Origin of the sequence: Kitasatospora sp. NPDC058048, assembly GCF_042885555.1 — a bacterium.
Lineage (GTDB): Bacteria > Actinomycetota > Actinomycetes > Streptomycetales > Streptomycetaceae > Kitasatospora > Kitasatospora lactacystinica.
In genome coordinates this window covers 348362-365629 of sequence record NZ_JBHVRT010000002.1, presented here as the reverse complement: position 1 = coordinate 365629, position 17268 = coordinate 348362, and the positions used below count along the sequence as shown (strand labels likewise).

Here is a 17268-nt window from a genome sequence, read left to right as displayed (position 1 = left end):
CCCGCCGCCGCGGCGGGCCCGGTCCCACCCGAACCACCGACGGCAGACGGAGCAGAGCGGGGGGCTCACCAGGTGACCCAGGACGTGCAGTTCAGCGTGGAGGCCAATCCCTTCGCGGCGGCGGAACAGGTCTGCGCGACCCTCGGCACCCTCACCGACGCCCTCTTCGACGAGCGCACCTCGCGCCACCCGGCGGCCTCGCTGAGCGCCCCGCGGGCGGCCGAACACCCCGCCGCCGAAACGCTGTTCGGCCTGCCCCTGGCCCCCAACGGCCCGGTGCACACCGCCCTCGACCGGCTCGGCACGGTGACCACCGCCGGCACCGCCCGGCCGGGCACCGGAGCACGGCTCACCGACCGGGTGGTCACCGCGCTCCAGGCCCGGTACGGCGGCGGCGCGGTGCGCGGTGCCATCGCCGACCGGGGCACCACCTCGGCCGCGCTGTTCCAGCTCCCGGTCACCGGCGAGTTCGCCGACGCCAAGCTGCGCCCGCCGTTCGCCCCCGCGCTGGCCGCGCTGGCGGCCGGGCAGCAGACCCGGCAACCGGTCGAACTGCCCACCGGCGCGGGCGCCGAGGTCCGGCTGGTCGTGCCGCCCGGCTTCCACGCGCTGACCTCCCCGGGCGGCCCGCCCGGCGTCTCCGCCCGTGCGGTGCCCCCGCTGCCGGCACTGCCCGACGGCACGCACCGGCCCCGCGATACGGACCGGACGGGTGGTACGGACCGGACGGGTGGTGCGGACCCGGCCACCGTGGCGGCCGCCGACGAGCTGGCCCGGCACCTGGCGGAGGTCGCCGAGGAACTGTTCAGCGCCACCGGCCCGGAGCCGCGGCGCGACTTCGCGGTGATCTCCGCCACTCTGGCCGACCTGATCCGCGACGCGGGCGTCGTCTACGCCGGCGTCTGCGCCCTGGAGCTGGACGACCGCACCTCGGACGCCGCCCTCGTCGTCTCGCTCGCCCGGCACCCGCTGCCGATCACCGCGCTCGCCACCGAACTGGCCACCGTCCGGCGGCACGCCGAGGTGTGGACCGTCCTGCTGCCGGCCGGTCCGGCCGCCGTCCTGGTCGAGGGCCGGACCGCCCCGGTACCCGGCCCGCTGGCCGCCGACGGGCAGCGGCGCTGGGTGGTCACCTCGGCCGTCCAGGCCTTCGTGCCGCTGCCGGACGGCGGGACGGTGCTGTGCGCCCAGCTGTCCACGGCGCGGCCGGAGGACTGGGAGCTGTACACGGAGGCGTTCGCGGAGCTGCTGAAGAGCGTCCAGTTCGGCTGGGACGGCGTGCCGGCCGCGATGAGCGGCGTTCCGGTCCAGGCTCCCGCGCCGGTCCGGACGCCCGCCCCGGCGCAGGCCCCTGCTCCGACTCAGGTTCCGGCTCAAGCCCCCGCTGCCGTCGCTGCCGTCGCCGCAGAGAAGGAGGCGGAGGAGAAGCCGGTGCACCTGCGCGGCACACCGGTACGGGTACCTCCCGCGGACTTCAACCCCTTCGCGCCCGTCGCGGAGGTCCCCTCCTCCGGCGGGGAGGACACGGCGCCGGATGCCGAGGACCGCCCGAAGGGCACGCCGGTGATGGTCCCGCCGCCGGACTTCAACCCCTTCTCCATGGAGGGCATCCCGGACGCGCCGGGCGACGCACCCGCGGCCCGGCCCGCCGACGCCGCCCCGGTCGCCGACCCGTTCGGGACCACGGTCACGGCCGACCAGAAGGCCGATCCGTTCGGCACCACCCTCCCCTCGCAGGGCCCCTCCGTTCCGCCGCCGCCCTCGACCCCGCCCGTCGTCCCGGCCCAGGCCCCGCCCGTCGCGGTGGAAGCGGCGGCACAGGGATCGGAGCAGCCCGAGGACGCGGAGGAGGCGGGTCCGCGCAAGGGCACACCGGTGATGGTCCCGCCGCCGGACTTCAACCCCTTCTCCATGGAGGGCATCCCGGCCCTGCCGACGGACGAGCCGGAGCCGGTAGCCGCGGTCGGCGCCGAGCCGGAGAACCGCCCGTTCGGCTGAGCCGGAGGCGCGGCGAGCCACCGCGCGGTGACACGGCGAACGGATGACGGCCGACAGTCGACAGCAGACAGATTTCAGATTTCAGCGAACGAAATCTGAAATCTGTTATCTGTCAGCTGTCATCCGTTACCCGCTTCCGGCCCCTCTCCCCTCGGCGCCGACTCCCCTGCCGCGAGCGCCGTCGGAGGTCGGCCGCGATCCGCTCCGCCGTCAACCGCCGCACACCGCCCAGGGGTTCACCCACGCTCCGGGCGCACCTGCTCCGCCCCGGCCGGACCGGCTTCGGCGCTCAGCCCGCCCTCCGGCCCAGGTGCACCACGTCCGGCACTCCCCGGGCGACCGGGACCTCGTGCGTCACCACGTCCGAGAAGCCCACCGCCCGCAGCGCGTCCTCGAAGGCCTGCGAAGGCTGCGCACTCCACACGGCCAGCACCCCGCCGGGCCGCAACCGGTGCCACAGCACCGTCAGCCCGTCCGCGCCGTACAGCCCGTCGTTGGACTCGGTGACGGTCCAGTCCGGCCCGTTGTCGATGTCGAGGCACAGCGCGTCGTAGCGCTCGCCGTCCGCCGCCGCGAGGTACTCCAGCAGGTCGGTGTGGAGAACCTCGACCCGCTCGTCGTCCAGTGCGCCGTCCGAGAAGGCGCCGAGCGGGCCGGTCCGGTGCCAGTCGATGATCGCGGACTCCCGCTCGACGATGGCGATCCGCCCCCAACGCGGCTCGGCCGCCGCGTACGCCAGCGAGAATCCGACCCCGAGGCCCCCGATCAGCACCGACGGCCGCTCGACCGGACCGCCGCCCGTACGGTCCAGCTCGTCCAGCGCCGTCTGGATCAGCAGCCGCTCCGAGCGCCCGTCGGCGGTGTCCATCAGGAAGCAGCCGTTGGCGATGATCTCGAAGTCCCGACCGCGTTGCCGGAGCACCACCTCACCGTACGGGCCCTCCCGCCGGTCGAGCGTGACGACGGCCTCGCGGCCGTCGCGTTCGGGCAGTGCTGTGGTCATCCGTCCTCCTTGGCGGACTCGGGTGAACTCGGTTGAACTCGGCCGCACCACCGCCCTGGTACCGGCGGGCGGGGTGGGCTTGCGCCCGACAATAGCCGAGTCCGCACCGGGGTCCGTCAGGTCGTGACCAGCACCCCCGCGTACGAGACTCCCGCGACGACCACCCAGGATCCGAGCCCGAGCAGAGCGATCCGCCCGCCGGTGCGGGCCATGGTCGGCAGGTGCACCGCACTGCCGAGACCGAACAACGCGGCGGCCAGCAGCAGTTCCTGGGCGTCCGAGGCCAGGCCGAGCGCCCGCTCGGGCAGCACCCCGGTGGTCCGCAGGACGATCATCGCGAGGAAGCCCGCCACGAACAGCGGCACGATCGGCGGACGGTTGCCGGTCTTCACCGACTTCTCACCCGGCTTCCCGTCCGCCTCGCCCTCCGCCGGAGCCCCCGCCGTCGACGTCACCGCCGCCGACGTCACCGCCGCCGAAGCCCCGGTCGAAACCCCCGCCGGAGCCCCCGCCGCGACCTTCACCGAAGCCACCCGCACCATCCGCGCCGCCCGCAGGTTCCGCCGCACCATGACGGCCACCCCCGCGACCAGCGGCGCCAGCAGCACCACGCGCATCAGCTTGACCAGCACCGCCTCCCGCAGCGCCCCGGCCCCACTGGTCTGCGCGGTGGCGACCACCTGCCCGACGTCGTGCACGCTCGCCCCGACCCAGCGCCCGAACTCCAGCTCGTCGAGCCCGAGCGGATGCTGGAGCAGCGGGAGCACGGCGATCGCCAGCGTCCCGCACAGGGTGACCAGCGCCACCGAGGCCGCGACGTCCTCCTCCTCGCTGCCCGCCGCCTGGCTGACCGCGCCGATCGCCGAGGCCCCGCAGATCGAGTACCCGGTGGCGACCAGCAGCGGCTGGTCGCCGGGCAGGCCGAGCCGCCGGCCCAGCCAGAGCGTGCCCGCGAAGGTGGCCGCGACCACGGCCAGCACCATGGCCACGGTGGCCCAGCCGAGGCCGAGCACGTCGTCCAGGCTGAGCTTGAGCCCGAGCAGCACGATCCCGAGCCGCATCAGCCGCTTCCCGGCCGTGGACAGCCCCGGCCGGGCGATCCCGCGGACCACCGGGCGCACCCCGGGCAGGTGGGCCGCCGCCATGCCGAGCACGACGGCGGCGGTGAGCTTGGGCACGGCCGGCACCAGCGCGTGGACGCCGAGCGCGGCGGCCACCCCGAGGGCGGCGAGCAGCAGCCCGGGGGTGTCCCCCCGCATCGGGGGCAACGAGCGGGTACGGGCGGCGCGGTGTCGGAGGGTCAGTGCCACGCCGGGATCACTGCTGCCCGTCGGCGGGCATCCGGTAGACCCGCCGGATGCTGGTGCCGAGCCGGGAGACGTCCGCACCGTAGACGTGGATGGAGATCGCCGTGCTACTACAGGAGTTGCGCACCAGGTGGATGTCGCCGGGCGGGGCGAAGGCGGCGACGGTACCGGCCGGGCCGGCCACGTGCTCGGTCTCGACCAGCCGGGCGGTGGGGCCGCCGGAGACCAGCCGGTAGCGGGTCTCGCTCTCCTGCCCCTGGTGGACGCCGGCCACGCACCAGGAGACGTGGTCGTGGATCGGGGTCTGCTGCCCGGGGAGCCAGACCAGCGCGACGACGGAGAAGCTGCCGTCCTCCTCGGCGTGCAGGACGTGCTGACGGTAGCGCTGCGGGTCGCCCTCACGGTGGGCGGGGGCGAGCAGCGCGTCGGGACCGTCCGGGTCGGCGTGCAGGTGCGGGGCGAGTCGCTCGCCGACCAGGTAGGCGGTGAGCTCCGGCGGGAGTCCGCGGTCCACGACGGCGCGGATCTCACTGATCAGCGCGGTCATCCGCTCGGTGAGTCGGTCGCTGCCGACCGTGGCTGAGGGAGTCATCCCAGCAGGTTCGACCCTGGTGACCTATCACGTCCAAGGAGGGTTGGTAAGGAACCTCCCCACTAACGCTTATATGTCACCAGCCAGCCAGTCACCGGTCACCTACTGCCGGCTACCTACTGCCGCTCGCCCGTTACCGCCTGCCGGTCACCTGCTGCCGGTCGCCGGCGCCCTCCTGCTGCCGCTCGCCGCCGGGAGTCGTCACCCGGATCGGCGCTCAGCACCCGACCCGACTCGCCGCCGCCTGCCGCAGGTGGTCCAGCACCAGCCCGGTGGCCGGGATCCGGCGGTGCTCGCGCAGCACGTACGCGCTCACCTGCCGCCGCAGGTGCGGTTCGACGGCCCGCCCGGTGACCTTGCGGTGGCACATGAAGGAGAGCACCAGTGCCGGCATCAGCGCGATCCCGACCCCGGCGGCGACGAGCGACTGCACCGCGAGGTTGTCGTCGGTGGAGAACACGATGTCCGGCGCGAACCCCTCCTCCGCGCAGACGTGCAGCAGGTTGGCCCGGCAGCGCGGACAGCCGGCGATCCAGCGTTCGCCGCCGAGGTCGGCCAGCCGTACGGCGTGCCGGCGGCCGAGCGGGTGCCCGACCGGCAGCAGCACCGTGAGCAGGTCCTCCATCAGCGGGATCTCGTCCACGCCCTCCGGCACCTCGGTGGCCACACCGGGGTAACGGAAGGCCAGCGCGATGTCGCACTCCCCGCGCAGCAGCCGCTGGACGGAGTCCGGCGGCTCGGCCTCCAGCAGTTCGACCCGCACGCCGGGGTGCTCGGCCAGCAGCCGGGCCATCGCCTCGGGTATCAGGGTGGCGTTGGCGCTGGGGAAGGCGCAGACCCGCACCCGCCCGGCGCGCAACCGGGCCAGTGCGGCGAGCTGCTGCTGGGCGGCGGACATGCTGTCGAGGATCAGCTCCGCGTGCCGGGAGAGTGCCTCGCCGGCCTCGGTGAGCCGCAGTCCGCGCCCGGCCCGGGTGAAGAGCGGCACACCGACGGTGCGTTCGAGCGCCTTCATCTGCTGGGTGATGGCGGGCTGGGTGTAGCCGAGCTCGCGGGCGGCGGCCGAGTAGGAACCGGCCCGGACGACCTCGTGGAACGTCCTGATGTGCCGCGAATCGAACATCGGCTCCATGACCCCTCCCGCCCATCCGTTCTCGACAGCCCCGCTCCGGCCCCGCCCGGACCGTGCTCGGACCGCGCCCGGGCCTCGCCCGGACGCCCGAGAATCATAAGAGGAATTTGGAGGTATCGACCCCAACCCCACCCGTACCTATGGTTCAGCCCCGAACCGGGCTCCTCACTGCTGCGCCGACGGCGGCAGCCCCATCGCCACCTCGGCCTTGACCACCGGTGCCCCGCCGCGCACGCCCGGGCTGCGCCGGCTGCGCCGTTCCACGAAGCGGGCGAGCCAGGAGAGCAGCAGACACATGCCGATGTAGATCGGTGCGATCACCATCACCACCGGGATGAACGGCAGGTCGTAGTCCAGGTTGGTGGCGATCAGCTTGCCCGCGTGGAGGAACTCCTCGTAGGTGATCAGGAAGCCCAGCGAGGTGTCCTTGAGCGCGACCACCAGCTGGCTGATGATGGCCGGCAGCATCGCCCGGTTGGCCTGCGGCACCAGGACGTACGACATCACCTGGGTCTTGCGCATGCCCAGTGCGTACGCCGCCTCCCGCTGCCCCTTGGGCACCGCGAGCACGCCGGCCCGGAACACTTCGGCCAGCACCGAGCCGTTGTAGAGCACCAGCCCGGTCACCAGCGCCCAGAGCGGTTGCACCTTGAGCGCGACGAAGACGAAGAAGATCATCACCAGCACCGGCATGGCCCGGAAGAACTCCACCACCAGCGTGGAGAGCCAGCGCACCACCCGGTGGTCGGAGAGCCGCCCGGCCGCGAACAGCGCGCCGAAGGGCAGCGCGAACAGCACCGTCCAGCCGAAGGCCTTGAGGGTGTTGCCGAGCCCGCGCAGCAGCAGTTCCTGCACGCCCCGGTACTCGAACGGCTGCCACTTGGCGTACGTGAACTGGTTGGTGTGGAACAGCATGTAGATCACCCAGCCGATCAGCGCCGCGATCAGCAGCAGCGCGATCCCGCCGTACAGCCGGTGCCGGGCGAGCGCCTTCGGGCCGGGGATGTCGTACAGCGCCGAGGATTCAACGGTCATCGGGACACCGCCACTCGTCGTTCCAGCAGGTTGAAGACGGCGCTGATGGCCAGGGTGATGATCAGGTATCCGACGGCGATCCAGACGAAGGTCCAGACGATGCTGTAGCCCAGCTCGTTGATGGTCCGGTAGGTGCCCAGCAGCTCGGTGACGCTGAACGAGCCGGCGATCGCCGTGTTCTTGGCCAGCGCGATCATCACACTGCCGAGCGGCGCCACCACCGAGCGGTACGCCTGCGGCAGCACCACCAGGCTCATCGTCTGCCCGAAGCTCATGCCCAGGCTGCGGGCCGCCTCGCCCTGCCCGGTCGGCACCGTGTTGATGCCCGAGCGCATCGACTCGCAGACGAAGGCCGAGGTGTAGCAGCCCAGCGCGAGCACCGCGAAGGTGTAGAAGGGCAGGGTGATGTTGAACCGGGGCAGGCCCAGCACCACGATGAAGAACAGCAGCGTCAGCGGCGTGTTGCGCAGCAAGGTCACCCACACCGTCCCGAACACCCGCAGCGGCTTGACCGGCGAGACCCGGAAGCCCGCGATCAGCACGCCCAGCACCAGCGACAGCACGGCACTCACCGCGAACAGCGAGAGCGTGCCGAGGAACCCCTCCCAGTAGGTCGACCAGTTGTCGATCAGCGTTTTCACGGCGCGGCCCTCTCAGTACCGGTCGATCTGCGGCGGGGTGGGCGCCGGCTCCCCGGAGAGGCCGAGGGTCGCCTCGAAGGCCCTCTGCCAGTCGCCGTTCTGGATGTGGTGCTCCAGCGCGTCGTTGATCGCGCCGCGCAGCACGGTGTCCTCCTTCGGCACCCCGATCCCGTACGGCTCGGTCGAGAACAGCGGGCCGACCACCTTGAGCTCGTCCGGCGCCTTGGCCGCGTACCCGAGCAGGATCGCGTTGTCCGTGGTCACCGCGTCGACCTGGTTGGTGATCAGGTTGTCCACGCAGGCCGAATAGGTGTCGTAGCCGATCAGCTCGGCCTTCGGGTACTTCGACTGGATCCGCTGGTACGGCGTCGATCCGGCCGCCGAGCAGACCTTCTTGCCGTCCAGGTCCTCCGGGCCGTGGATGGTGTCGTTGTTCTTGCGCACCAGCAGCGACTGCCCGGCGATGAAGTACGGGCCGGCGAAGCCGACCAGCTTCTTCCGGTTGTCGTTGATGGTGTAGGTGCCGACGTAGTAGTCCACCTGGCCGTTCTGCAGGGCGGTCTCGCGGTTGGCCGAGGCGATGGTCTTGAACTGGATCCGGTCCGGCGGGAAGCCCAGCGAGGCGCCGACCATCTTGGCGATCTCGATGTCGAAGCCGGAGTACTCGCCGGTGGCCGGGTTCTTCTGGCCCAGGTACGGCTGGTCCTCCTTGACGCCGACCACCAGGTGGCCCCGGCTGCGGGCGGCGTCCAGGGTCGGCGAGCCGGTGATCGCGGAGGCGTCCTGCACCTGGTAGCTGGGCAGGGCGCTGGGCTGCGGGCCCTTGGGCGGCGGGGTCCCGGGCTTGCCGCAGCCGGCCGCCAGCGCGGCGAGCAGCAGGGCGACGGCGAGCACGCGTCTGCCCGCCCGGGCGGCGGACCGCATCCCGGGCCGCGCGACCGGCCTCCCCGCAGGGCGCACCACGGGCGTCGTCTCACGGTTCACGGCGCCGCCTCAGTGCTTCAGGATCTTGGACAGGAAGTCCCGGGCGCGATCGCTCTCAGGGGCGCTGAAGAAGTCCTCCGGGGCGCGGTCCTCGACGATCCGGCCGTCGGCCATGAACACCACCCGGTTCGCGGAGGCCCGGGCGAAGCCCATCTCGTGGGTGACCACGATCATCGTCATGCCCTCGCTCGCGAGCTGGCGCATGACGTCCAGCACCTCGTTGATCATCTCGGGGTCGAGCGCCGAGGTGGGCTCGTCGAACAGCAGGGCCTTCGGCTCCATGGCCAGCGCGCGGGCGATCGCGACCCGCTGCTGCTGCCCTCCGGAGAGCTGCGCCGGGTACTTGGCGGCCTGGTCGGCGAGGCCCACCCGCTCCAGCAGCGCGTGGGACTTGGCGTCCGCCTCCGCCCTGGGCCGGCCGCGGACCTTGATCTGCGCGAGCGAGACGTTCTGCAGCACGGTCTTGTGCGCGAACAGGTTGAAGGACTGGAACACCATGCCGACCTCGGCGCGCAGCCTGGCCAGGCCCTTGCCCTCCTCTGGCAGCGGGCGGCCGTCGATCAGGATGGTGCCGTCCTCGATCGGCTCCAGCCGGTTGATCGCCCGGCAGAGGGTCGACTTGCCGGAGCCGGACGGGCCGATGACCACGACCACCTCGCCGCGCCCGACCGTCAGCTCGATGTCCTGCAGGACGTGCAGGTCCCCGAAGCGCTTGTTGACCGCGCGCATCTCGATCAGCGGGGTGAAGGCCGAGGCGCCGGCCGGCGCCGGCCCGGGGGCTGCGGTCACCTGTTGCGCCGTCCCTTCAGCAACCAGCCCAGCGCGACGCCCGCGATCAGCGTGGCCAGCAGCGCGATCCAGAGCGGCGCGGTGACGGTGAAGACCCAGAACTGGATCTGGACCCTGTCGAGGTTGGCGAACAGGAACCACACGGCGAGGACGACGATGACGCCGATCCCGATGTAGCGCGTGGGGATGCCGCCGATCTCACCGCGCGGGGAACGGGATGGTCCGTCTGAAATCTTGGTCACCGGAGCAGTCTGCGGGCCTGACGGCCGATTTGCCCGGTTACGCGCTCTTCCGGGGCAGGGAGTAACCCGTACGGGGCAATCAGGCCCCGTACGGGTTTGAGTCCGCTCCGGTCCGCTCCGGTCCAGTCCGGCCCGCCTCCGGTCCGACTCCGGCCGGACCGGAGTCCCGCTACCGCTCGTCCCGCCAGGACCGCCAGAGCGCCGCGTACGGACCGCCCGCCGCGACCAGCTCCGGGTGGCTGCCGTACTCGCTGATCCGCCCGCCCTCGACCACCGCGATCACGTCCGCGTCGTGCGCGGTGTGCAGCCGGTGGGCGATGGCGATGACCGTCCGCCCCTCCAGCACCCTGGAGAGCGAGCGCTCCAGGTGGCGGGCGGCCCGCGGGTCCAGCAGGGAGGTGGCCTCGTCCAGCACCAGGGTGTGCGGATCGGCCAGCACCAGCCGGGCCAGCGCCAGCTGCTGGGCCTGCGGCGGGGTCAGTGAGGTGCCGCCGGAGCCGACCTCGGTGTCCAGGGCGTCCGGCAGGGCGTCCACCCAGGCTCCGGCGTCCACGGCGTCCAGCGCGGCCCGCAGCTCGGTGTCGTCCGCCCCGGGCGCGGCCAGCCGCAGGTTGTCCCGCAGGGTGCCGACGAAGACGTGGTGCTCCTGGTTCACCAGGGCGACCTCCGCGCGCACCCGCTCGGCCGGCATCCGCGCCAGCGCCGCCCCGCCGAGGGTCACGCTGCCGCGGCCGGGGGCGTAGATCCCGGCCAGCAGCCGGCCGAGGGTGGACTTGCCCGCGCCGGACGGCCCGACCAGCGCGACCCGGCTGCCCGGGGGAACGTCCAGGCTGATCCCGTGCAGGACGTCGGCGCCCTCGCGGTACCCGAACCGGACGTCCTTCGCCTCGACCCGACGGCCGTCCGGCAGGACGGACTCGTCCCCCTCGTGCTCGGGCACCTCGCGCACGCCGACCAGCCGGGCCAGCGAGGCCTGGCCGACCTGGAGCTCGTCGTACCAGCGCAGGATCATGTCCACCGGGCCGGTCAGCATCTGCGCGTAGAGCACACCGGTGGTCAACTGGCCCACGGTGATCCAGCCTTGGACGGCGAACAGCCCGCCGAACAGCATGGTGGCGAGCACCGCCAAGGTGTAGACCGCGTCGATGGTCGGGAACCAGACCGAGCGCAGCCACAGGGTGTACCGCTCCCAGGCCAGCCACTCGCGCAGCTTGCGGTCGGTCAGCCGGACCCGCTGGTCCCCCAGCCGCAGCGCCTCCACCGTCCGCCCGGCGTCCACCGTCTCGGCCAGCACGTTGCTCACCGCCGCGTACCCGGCCGACTCGCTGCGGTAGGACTGCGGTGCGCGCCGGAAGTACCAGCGGGAGCTGACCAGCAGCAGCGGCAGCCCGATCAGCGAGGTCAGCGCGAGCAGTGGCGAGGTGACCAGCAGCGCGCCGAGCACCAGCAGCAACGACACCACGGCGACGGCGAGTTCGGGCACCGCCTCGCGCACCGACTTGTCCAGCCGGTCGATGTCGGTGGTGCCCCGGGAGACCAGGTCACCGGTGCCGGCCCGCTCCAGCACTCCGGTCGGCAGGGCCACCGAGCGGACCAGGAAGTCCTCGCGCAGGTCGGCCAGCACCCGCTCGCCGAGCACCGCGCCGCGCATCCGCGACCAGCCGGTGAAGGCCGCCTGCACCACGAGTGCCAGCAGGTACCAGGCGACCGTCACCGCGATGGTGGACCCGACGGTCCCGGTGGCCAGCGACTCGACCAGGCGCCCGAGCACCCAGGGCCCGACCAGCCCGGCCACGGTCGCCACGGAGTGCAGCGACACCACCGCGGAGAACCCGGCGCGGTGCCGCCGCGCGAGCAGCAGCAGGTATCCGCGCACCGCGGCCGGGGAGCCGACCGGCAGGGTGGCGGCCGGCTCCTGTTCCTCCTGGAACGGAGGCTTCATGACGTGCTCCTCGCGTGCGTAGCAGGGAAGTTGACGATGTTCCTCATACGGCCTCACCCACCGGAGCGGCCGCCTCATCACCGCGGGTGACCACGGCCCGGTAGGCCGGCTCGGTGCGCATCAGCTCGCGGTGCGGCCCGGCCGCGACGACCCGGCCCTCCTGCAGCAGCACCACCCGGTCCGCCCGGTCGAGCAGCAGCGGGCTGGTCGCGAACACCACGGTGGTGCGGCCCGCCCGGGTGTCCCGCAGCCCGGAGGCGATCCTCGATTCGGTGTGGGCGTCCACCGCGCTGGTGGGCTCGTCCAGCACCAGCACCGGCGGGTCCGCCAGCAGGGCGCGGGCCAGGGCGAGCCGTTGGCGCTGCCCGCCGGAGAGCGAGCGTCCGCGCTCGGTGATCCGGGCGCGCATCGGGTCTCCCCCGCACTCCGGCGAGCCGTCCGCCAGGGCCGTCAGCACGTCCTCCGACCGGGCGGCCGCCAGGGCCGCGGCGGCCGTGACCCGCCCCGAGGACGGGATGTCGAAGAGCTCGGCCAGTGTGCCGGAGAGCAGCACCGGTTCCTTGTCGTGGACCAGCACCGCCGCCCTGGCCTCGGCCAGCGGCACCGCGTCCAGCTCCGTGCCGCCGAGCCGCACCGGGGCCTGCGCCCGCTCGCCCTCGGCCAGCGGGACGTGGCCGCCGAGCCGCTCGGCCAGCGCCCCCGCGAAGTCCGGGTCCCCGCAGACCACCGCGGTCAGCTCGCCGGCCCGCACCGTCAGCCCGCTCGCCGGGTCGTGCAGGTCGGCCTTGTCCGGCCGGACCAGTGCGGCCTCCGCCGTGCCGGCCGTCCGGCCGAGCGAGAGCACCCGGACGGTCCGCGCGGCGGAGACCCGGGCCACGCTCCACGCGTGCGCCGCCTCGCCCAGGATGCGCAGCGGGGCGGCCAGGAAGGCCGTGGCGCCGTAGACCGCGATCAGGGTGCCGACGGCGAGCTCGCCGGAGGCCACCAGCCGGGCGCCGTACCAGGTGACGCCGACCACGAACAGGCCTGGAAGCAAAACCTGTTGAGCCTGCATCAGCGACTGGATCCGGGCCGAGCGGACAGCCGCGGCCCGGACCTTCTGGGAGGCGGCCCGGTACCGCTCCAGGAACAGCTCCTCGCCGCCGATGCCGCGCAGCACCCGCAGCCCGGCGACGGTGTCGGCCGCCAGCTCGGTGGCCTTGCCGCCGAGGGTGCGCTGCTGCTCGTAGCGCCGCTCGAACGGCCCGATCAACGGCCAGACGGAGGCCGCCAGCACCGGGACGCCGAGCAGCACCCCGGCCCCGAGCACCGGATCGACCAGCAGCACCGCCACGCTGACGGCCAGCCAGACGATCACCGCCGACCGGACCCGGGCGACCAGTTCGACGTACCAGCCGATTCGCTCGACGTCCCCGCTGCCGACCGCGACGACCTCTCCGGTGGCGATCCGGCGGGACAGCCCGGCCCCGAGGTGCGAGGCCTGCCGGGACACCAACTGCCGTACGTGGGTGGCCGCGTGGATCCAGTTCCAGACCGCCTGGCGGTGCACCAGCACGGCGCCGAGCGCGGCACCCGCGCCGAGCAGCAGCAGGATCCCGCCGGCCCGCCAGATCCCGCCGGCGTCACCGTCCACGGCGGCCTGCACGCCGACCCCGAGCGGTATCGGCAGGGCGGCCCGGCACCCCATCTCGATCAGCGACCAGAGGGTGGCGAGCACCTGCCCGCGCCGCTGGCGGCGCTGCAGCCAGCGCAGGAAGGCCGGGGGTGAGGAGAGGTCGGGACTGCCGGGATCGGCCAGCGGCAGGGGGGTGAGCAGCATGACACTCCGATACGAGCGGTGCGCGGCCACGAGCGCACAGGGGTTCGGGAGAGCTACAGGAGTTCGAGGAACGGCGCACACGGAGCACCGGGGTGACGTGCGCGCAGTGCGGACGGCAGCCCTACGGCGGGCGGCCCGACGAGGAGCGGCCCGAGCCGACAGGCGGATGACGCGCGGCACGGCAGCACGGCTGCGGCGCGACGTCGACGATGCGCCCGGAGCGGAGCCGGACGGGGTGGGATGGGCACGAAGGGCCCGAGAGTCAGGACGTCATGATCGGGAGCCTGCCAACCTCCGCGCGATCTGCGCAACGTGTTTTTCACCACGGCTTTTCGCCCCGGCCCGCGCGCTCCGCACCCCGGCCACCGCGAGCCGGACCCGCACGCCCCCCGCACGCCCCGCCAGGGCGGTCCACGCCCCGCCCCGGGTCGGCCGACCCCTCGACCAAACCCCCGCAAAGCTTCACCCAAGATTCGCCCGTTCGGCGGGAACAATCACACCGGGACGCCAGTTGCCCCACTGGAACCACAGGACAATCAGGAGGGCACCCCTTCCCGTGAGCACCATCCCCACCGTCACCCTCAACGACGGCGCGCAGATCCCGCAGCTCGGCTTCGGCGTGTGGCAGGTCCCGGACGCCGAGGCCACCCCGGCCGTCCGCACCGCGATCGAGGCGGGCTACCGCTCCATCGACACCGCGGCCATCTACGAGAACGAGGCCGGCACCGGCGCGGCGATCGCCGAGGCCCTGGCGGGCGGCGTCGCCCGCGAGGACCTCTACGTCACCACCAAGCTGTGGAACTCGGGCACCCGTGACTGGTCCGGCGAGCAGGGCCGCGACGCGGTGCTGCGCGAGTTCGACGCCTCGCTGGCCAAGCTCGGCCTCGAATACCTCGACCTCTACCTGATCCACTGGCCGCGCCCGATGCACGGCGACAGCTACCTGAACATCTGGAAGGCCTTCGAGCAGCTGAAGGCGGGCGGCCGGGTCAGGTCGATCGGCGTCTCCAACTTCGGCACCGAGCAGCTGAGCCGCCTGCTGGACGAGGCCTCCGTCGCCCCGGCCCTGAACCAGGTCGAGCTGCACCCGTACTTCCCCCAGGCGGAGCTGCGCGCGTTCCACGCCGAGCACGGCATCGCCACCGAGGCCTGGAGCCCGCTGGGCCAGGGCAAGGACCTGCTCGCCGAGCCCGCCCTGGTGAAGATCGCCGAGAAGCACGGCCGCACGGTCGCCCAGGTGGTGCTGCGCTGGCACCTCCAGAGCGGCGTGATCGCCATCCCGAAGTCGGTCACCCCGTCCCGGATCCGCGAGAACCTGGACGTCGCCGGCTTCGAGCTGGACGCCGAGGACCTCGCGGCGATCGCCGCCGTGGCCACCGGCAAGCGGATCGGCCCGGACCCGCAGGAGTTCGACTGGAACTGACGCCCGGCCCGGGGGCCCGGCCCCCGGACACCCGGATCGTCTGACGGCCGTCATGCCGAAGACCGCCCGCTCCCGTGGGGGGAGCGGGCGGCCTCAGGTGTACCCCGATCCGCCAAAGTCCATGGCCATGGACCCTCAGCGTTTTGGCGAATCGTTTTGGCTACTGCGGCGAAGTCTTGACCTAGAGCCTGCCCGCCTTCGCGATGAGCGCGAGCGCGGCCTCGTGCTCGCTCTCCTCCAGCGGGGCCAGCAGCAGCCGCTGGACCTCGGCCACCCCGGCGGCCGAGCGGTGCAGCAGGTCCTGTCCCGCCGGTGAGAGCGAGAGCAGGTTGCGCCGCCCGTCCGAGGGGTCGCGCCGGCGCTGCACCAGACCGCGGCGCACCAGTCGGCTGACCATCTCGGCCATCGTGGCCTTGTCCAGCGAGGCCAGCTCGCCGACCGTGCGCTGGTCGGCGCCCGGTTCCAGTTCCAGCGCGTCCAGCACCGCGTACTGCGGAGCCGTCAGCTCGGCGCCCACGTGCTCCGACCAGAGCTTGGTGTGCACCTGCTGGCTCACCCTGATCAGGTAGCCGATCGCCCGCTGGGCGTCCAGTATCGGCCGCGCGTCGGTGATGACGGCGACCGCCGCGGGCTCCAGCCTGGCTATCTTGGCCATCACCCGGACGATCTCGACCTGTTCCTCCGCCGTGAGCGGCTCGAACAGGACGCGCTGTACGCGGACCACACCACCGGTGGCCTCGCGCACCGCCTGGGCGCCGCTCTGCGAGAGCGCCAACAGTTTGCGCCGGCCGTCGGCCGGGTCGCGCCTGCGCAGCACCAGGCCGCGGCGGACCAGCCGCGCGACCATCTCCGCCATCGTGGCCTTGTCGAGCGAGGCCCGCTCGCCGACCGTCCGCTGGTCCGCACCCGGTTCCAGGGCCAGGACCAGCAGCACGGCGAACTGCGGAGCCGTGAGATCGGCTCCGACGTGTTCGGACCACAAACGGGTGTGGACCTGCTGTGCAACGCGAATGAGGTGTCCGGGCGACTGCTGCAGTCGCGCAGACACGCGGGTTGTCGGGATCTCCCCCAGCACCATGTATCCGTCCCGATGTCACACCCGGTGTGTGTGGGACACCCGGGTGGGGCAGTAACGGCGAGTGGGCGTCCAGCTATGAGGGAGGGCGCTCCAGCCGTGCAGCCGGTGGCTGCTGGCGGACACTATACAAACGGCGGGCCCTTGCTGGCAGGCAGGGGCGGATAGTAGACGCAGGTTCGGCAACATTGGCATATTTACGGACTGCGAACGGCTTGCAGTAACCCGTTCTCAGCAGAAAGCCGACCGGTCGGTCCTTACCCACCGTCACCTGCGTCTCTCCACCCTGGTCGCCCTCCCTACCCGCCGGTAGGGTGTGGCCACCCCTCTCCGGGGGCTCTCCCCGGGAGGCAACCCCGAGAGAGACGAGACCGAGCATGACCGAGCAGAGCACCGCCCCCCGGGTCGCCGTCGTCACCGGCGCCGCCCGCGGCCTGGGCGCCGCCACCGCCGTCCGGCTGGCCGCCGACGGCTACGCGGTCGCCGTCCTGGACCTCGACGAGGCGGCCGGCAAGGAGACCGTCGACCGGATCACCGCCGCCGGCGGCAGGGCGCTGGCCGTCGGCGCCGACGTCTCGGACGCCGAGCAGGTCCAGGCCGCCGTCGACCGGGTGGCCGCCGAGCTCGGCGCCCCGGTCGTCCTGGTGAACAACGCGGGCGTACTCCGCGACAACCTGCTCTTCAAGATGTCCGAGTCCGACTGGGACACGGTCATCAACGTTCACCTCCGCGGCGCCTTCCTGATGACCCGCGCCGTGCAGAAGCACATGGTCGACGCCGGTTTCGGCCGCATCGTCAACCTGTCCTCCTCCTCGGCCCAGGGCAACCGCGGCCAGGCCAACTACTCGGCCGCCAAGGCGGGGCTCCAGGGCTTCACCAAGACTTTGGCCATTGAGCTGGGCAAGTTCGGCATCACGGCCAACGCGGTCGCCCCCGGCTTTATCGCCACGGACATGACAGCAGCCACCGCCGCCCGGGTCGGCATGGACTTCGAAGACTTCAAGCGGGCCGCGGCCTCGCAGATCCCGGTCCAGCGGGTCGGTGAGCCTGAGGACGTCGCCCACACCATCTCCTTCCTCGCGAGCGAGGGCGCCGGCTTCGTCTCCGGCCAGGTGATCTACGTCGCGGGCGGCCCCCTCGACTGAGCACGGAACCTACACAGGGTTACCACGGAGTGGGAAGCCGGCCGCACCGGCCTCCCACTCCGTCTGCTTTACCGGGGCTTTTGCAGAATCATTCGACGACCACACTGACTTTCGATCCTGGAATAGTGGAAATCACCCCCC

15 protein-coding genes are annotated in these 17268 nt (G+C 72.8%); 3 read left to right on the top strand and 12 right to left on the bottom strand.

Annotation, left to right across the window (positions count from 1 at the left end; all coding sequences use genetic code 11):
* The first annotated feature begins 72 nt into the window (after positions 1–72).
* On the top strand, positions 73–1998 hold the full coding sequence (locus ACFVVA_RS03635; RefSeq protein ID WP_387685279.1) for a hypothetical protein: 1926 nt from the start codon (positions 73–75) through the stop codon (positions 1996–1998).
* Between the two features lie 289 nt (positions 1999–2287).
* On the opposite strand, the gene ACFVVA_RS03630 is transcribed toward ACFVVA_RS03635, so the two are convergent.
* The 11 genes from ACFVVA_RS03630 to ACFVVA_RS03580 form a co-directional block, all read right to left on the bottom strand.
* Positions 2288–3001, bottom strand: a complete 714-nt coding sequence (locus ACFVVA_RS03630) for a spermidine synthase (RefSeq protein WP_387685277.1) — start codon at positions 2999–3001, stop codon at positions 2288–2290.
* A 116-nt stretch (positions 3002–3117) separates the two neighbouring features.
* Positions 3118–4260 carry a YeiH family protein gene (locus ACFVVA_RS03625; RefSeq protein WP_387685373.1) on the bottom strand — a complete coding sequence of 381 codons (1143 nt, stop codon included), beginning with the start codon at positions 4258–4260 and terminating at the stop codon, positions 3118–3120.
* A gap of 58 nt (positions 4261–4318) precedes the next feature.
* On the bottom strand, positions 4319–4900 hold the full coding sequence (locus tag ACFVVA_RS03620) for a cysteine dioxygenase family protein (RefSeq protein ID WP_359911665.1): 582 nt from the start codon (positions 4898–4900) through the stop codon (positions 4319–4321).
* 217 nt (positions 4901–5117) lie between these two features.
* Positions 5118–6023 (bottom strand): LysR family transcriptional regulator, encoded by a 906-nt coding sequence (locus ACFVVA_RS03615; protein ID WP_359911662.1) that lies wholly within the window; start codon positions 6021–6023, stop codon positions 5118–5120.
* Positions 6024–6197: 174 nt separating this feature from the next.
* On the bottom strand, positions 6198–7067 hold the full coding sequence (locus tag ACFVVA_RS03610) for an amino acid ABC transporter permease (protein WP_359911659.1): 870 nt from the start codon (positions 7065–7067) through the stop codon (positions 6198–6200).
* On the bottom strand, positions 7064–7708 hold the full coding sequence (locus tag ACFVVA_RS03605) for an amino acid ABC transporter permease (protein WP_359911656.1): 645 nt from the start codon (positions 7706–7708) through the stop codon (positions 7064–7066). Before ACFVVA_RS03605 ends, ACFVVA_RS03610 begins: the two co-directional genes overlap by 4 nt.
* 12 nt (positions 7709–7720) lie before the next feature.
* Positions 7721–8632, bottom strand: a complete 912-nt coding sequence (locus tag ACFVVA_RS03600; protein WP_387685371.1) for a glutamate ABC transporter substrate-binding protein — start codon at positions 8630–8632, stop codon at positions 7721–7723.
* A 69-nt stretch (positions 8633–8701) separates the two neighbouring features.
* Complete coding sequence (locus ACFVVA_RS03595; RefSeq protein ID WP_387685369.1) at positions 8702–9430, bottom strand: amino acid ABC transporter ATP-binding protein; 729 nt, start codon at positions 9428–9430, stop codon at positions 8702–8704.
* 47 nt (positions 9431–9477) lie between these two features.
* On the bottom strand, positions 9478–9723 hold the full coding sequence (locus ACFVVA_RS03590) for a LapA family protein (RefSeq protein ID WP_359911650.1): 246 nt from the start codon (positions 9721–9723) through the stop codon (positions 9478–9480).
* Between the two features lie 169 nt (positions 9724–9892).
* Positions 9893–11665: an ABC transporter ATP-binding protein gene (locus ACFVVA_RS03585; protein ID WP_387685274.1), complete on the bottom strand. Its 1773-nt coding sequence runs from the start codon at positions 11663–11665 to the stop codon at positions 9893–9895.
* Positions 11666–11708: 43 nt separating this feature from the next.
* Positions 11709–13484 carry an ABC transporter transmembrane domain-containing protein gene (locus ACFVVA_RS03580; protein ID WP_387685271.1) on the bottom strand — a complete coding sequence of 592 codons (1776 nt, stop codon included), beginning with the start codon at positions 13482–13484 and terminating at the stop codon, positions 11709–11711.
* 556 nt (positions 13485–14040) lie between these two features.
* On the opposite strand from ACFVVA_RS03580, the gene ACFVVA_RS03575 reads away from it, so the two are divergent.
* On the top strand, positions 14041–14907 hold the full coding sequence (locus ACFVVA_RS03575) for an aldo/keto reductase (RefSeq protein ID WP_387685269.1): 867 nt from the start codon (positions 14041–14043) through the stop codon (positions 14905–14907).
* Positions 14908–15088: 181 nt separating this feature from the next.
* Here the strand turns inward: ACFVVA_RS03575 and ACFVVA_RS03570 are convergent, their stop codons facing one another.
* Positions 15089–15889 (bottom strand): MarR family winged helix-turn-helix transcriptional regulator, encoded by an 801-nt coding sequence (locus tag ACFVVA_RS03570; RefSeq protein ID WP_387685267.1) that lies wholly within the window; start codon positions 15887–15889, stop codon positions 15089–15091.
* Positions 15890–16359: 470 nt separating this feature from the next.
* On the opposite strand from ACFVVA_RS03570, the gene fabG reads away from it, so the two are divergent.
* Complete coding sequence (fabG, locus tag ACFVVA_RS03565; RefSeq protein WP_387685265.1) at positions 16360–17127, top strand: 3-oxoacyl-ACP reductase FabG; 768 nt, start codon at positions 16360–16362, stop codon at positions 17125–17127.
* The last annotated feature ends 141 nt before the right edge of the window (positions 17128–17268 follow it).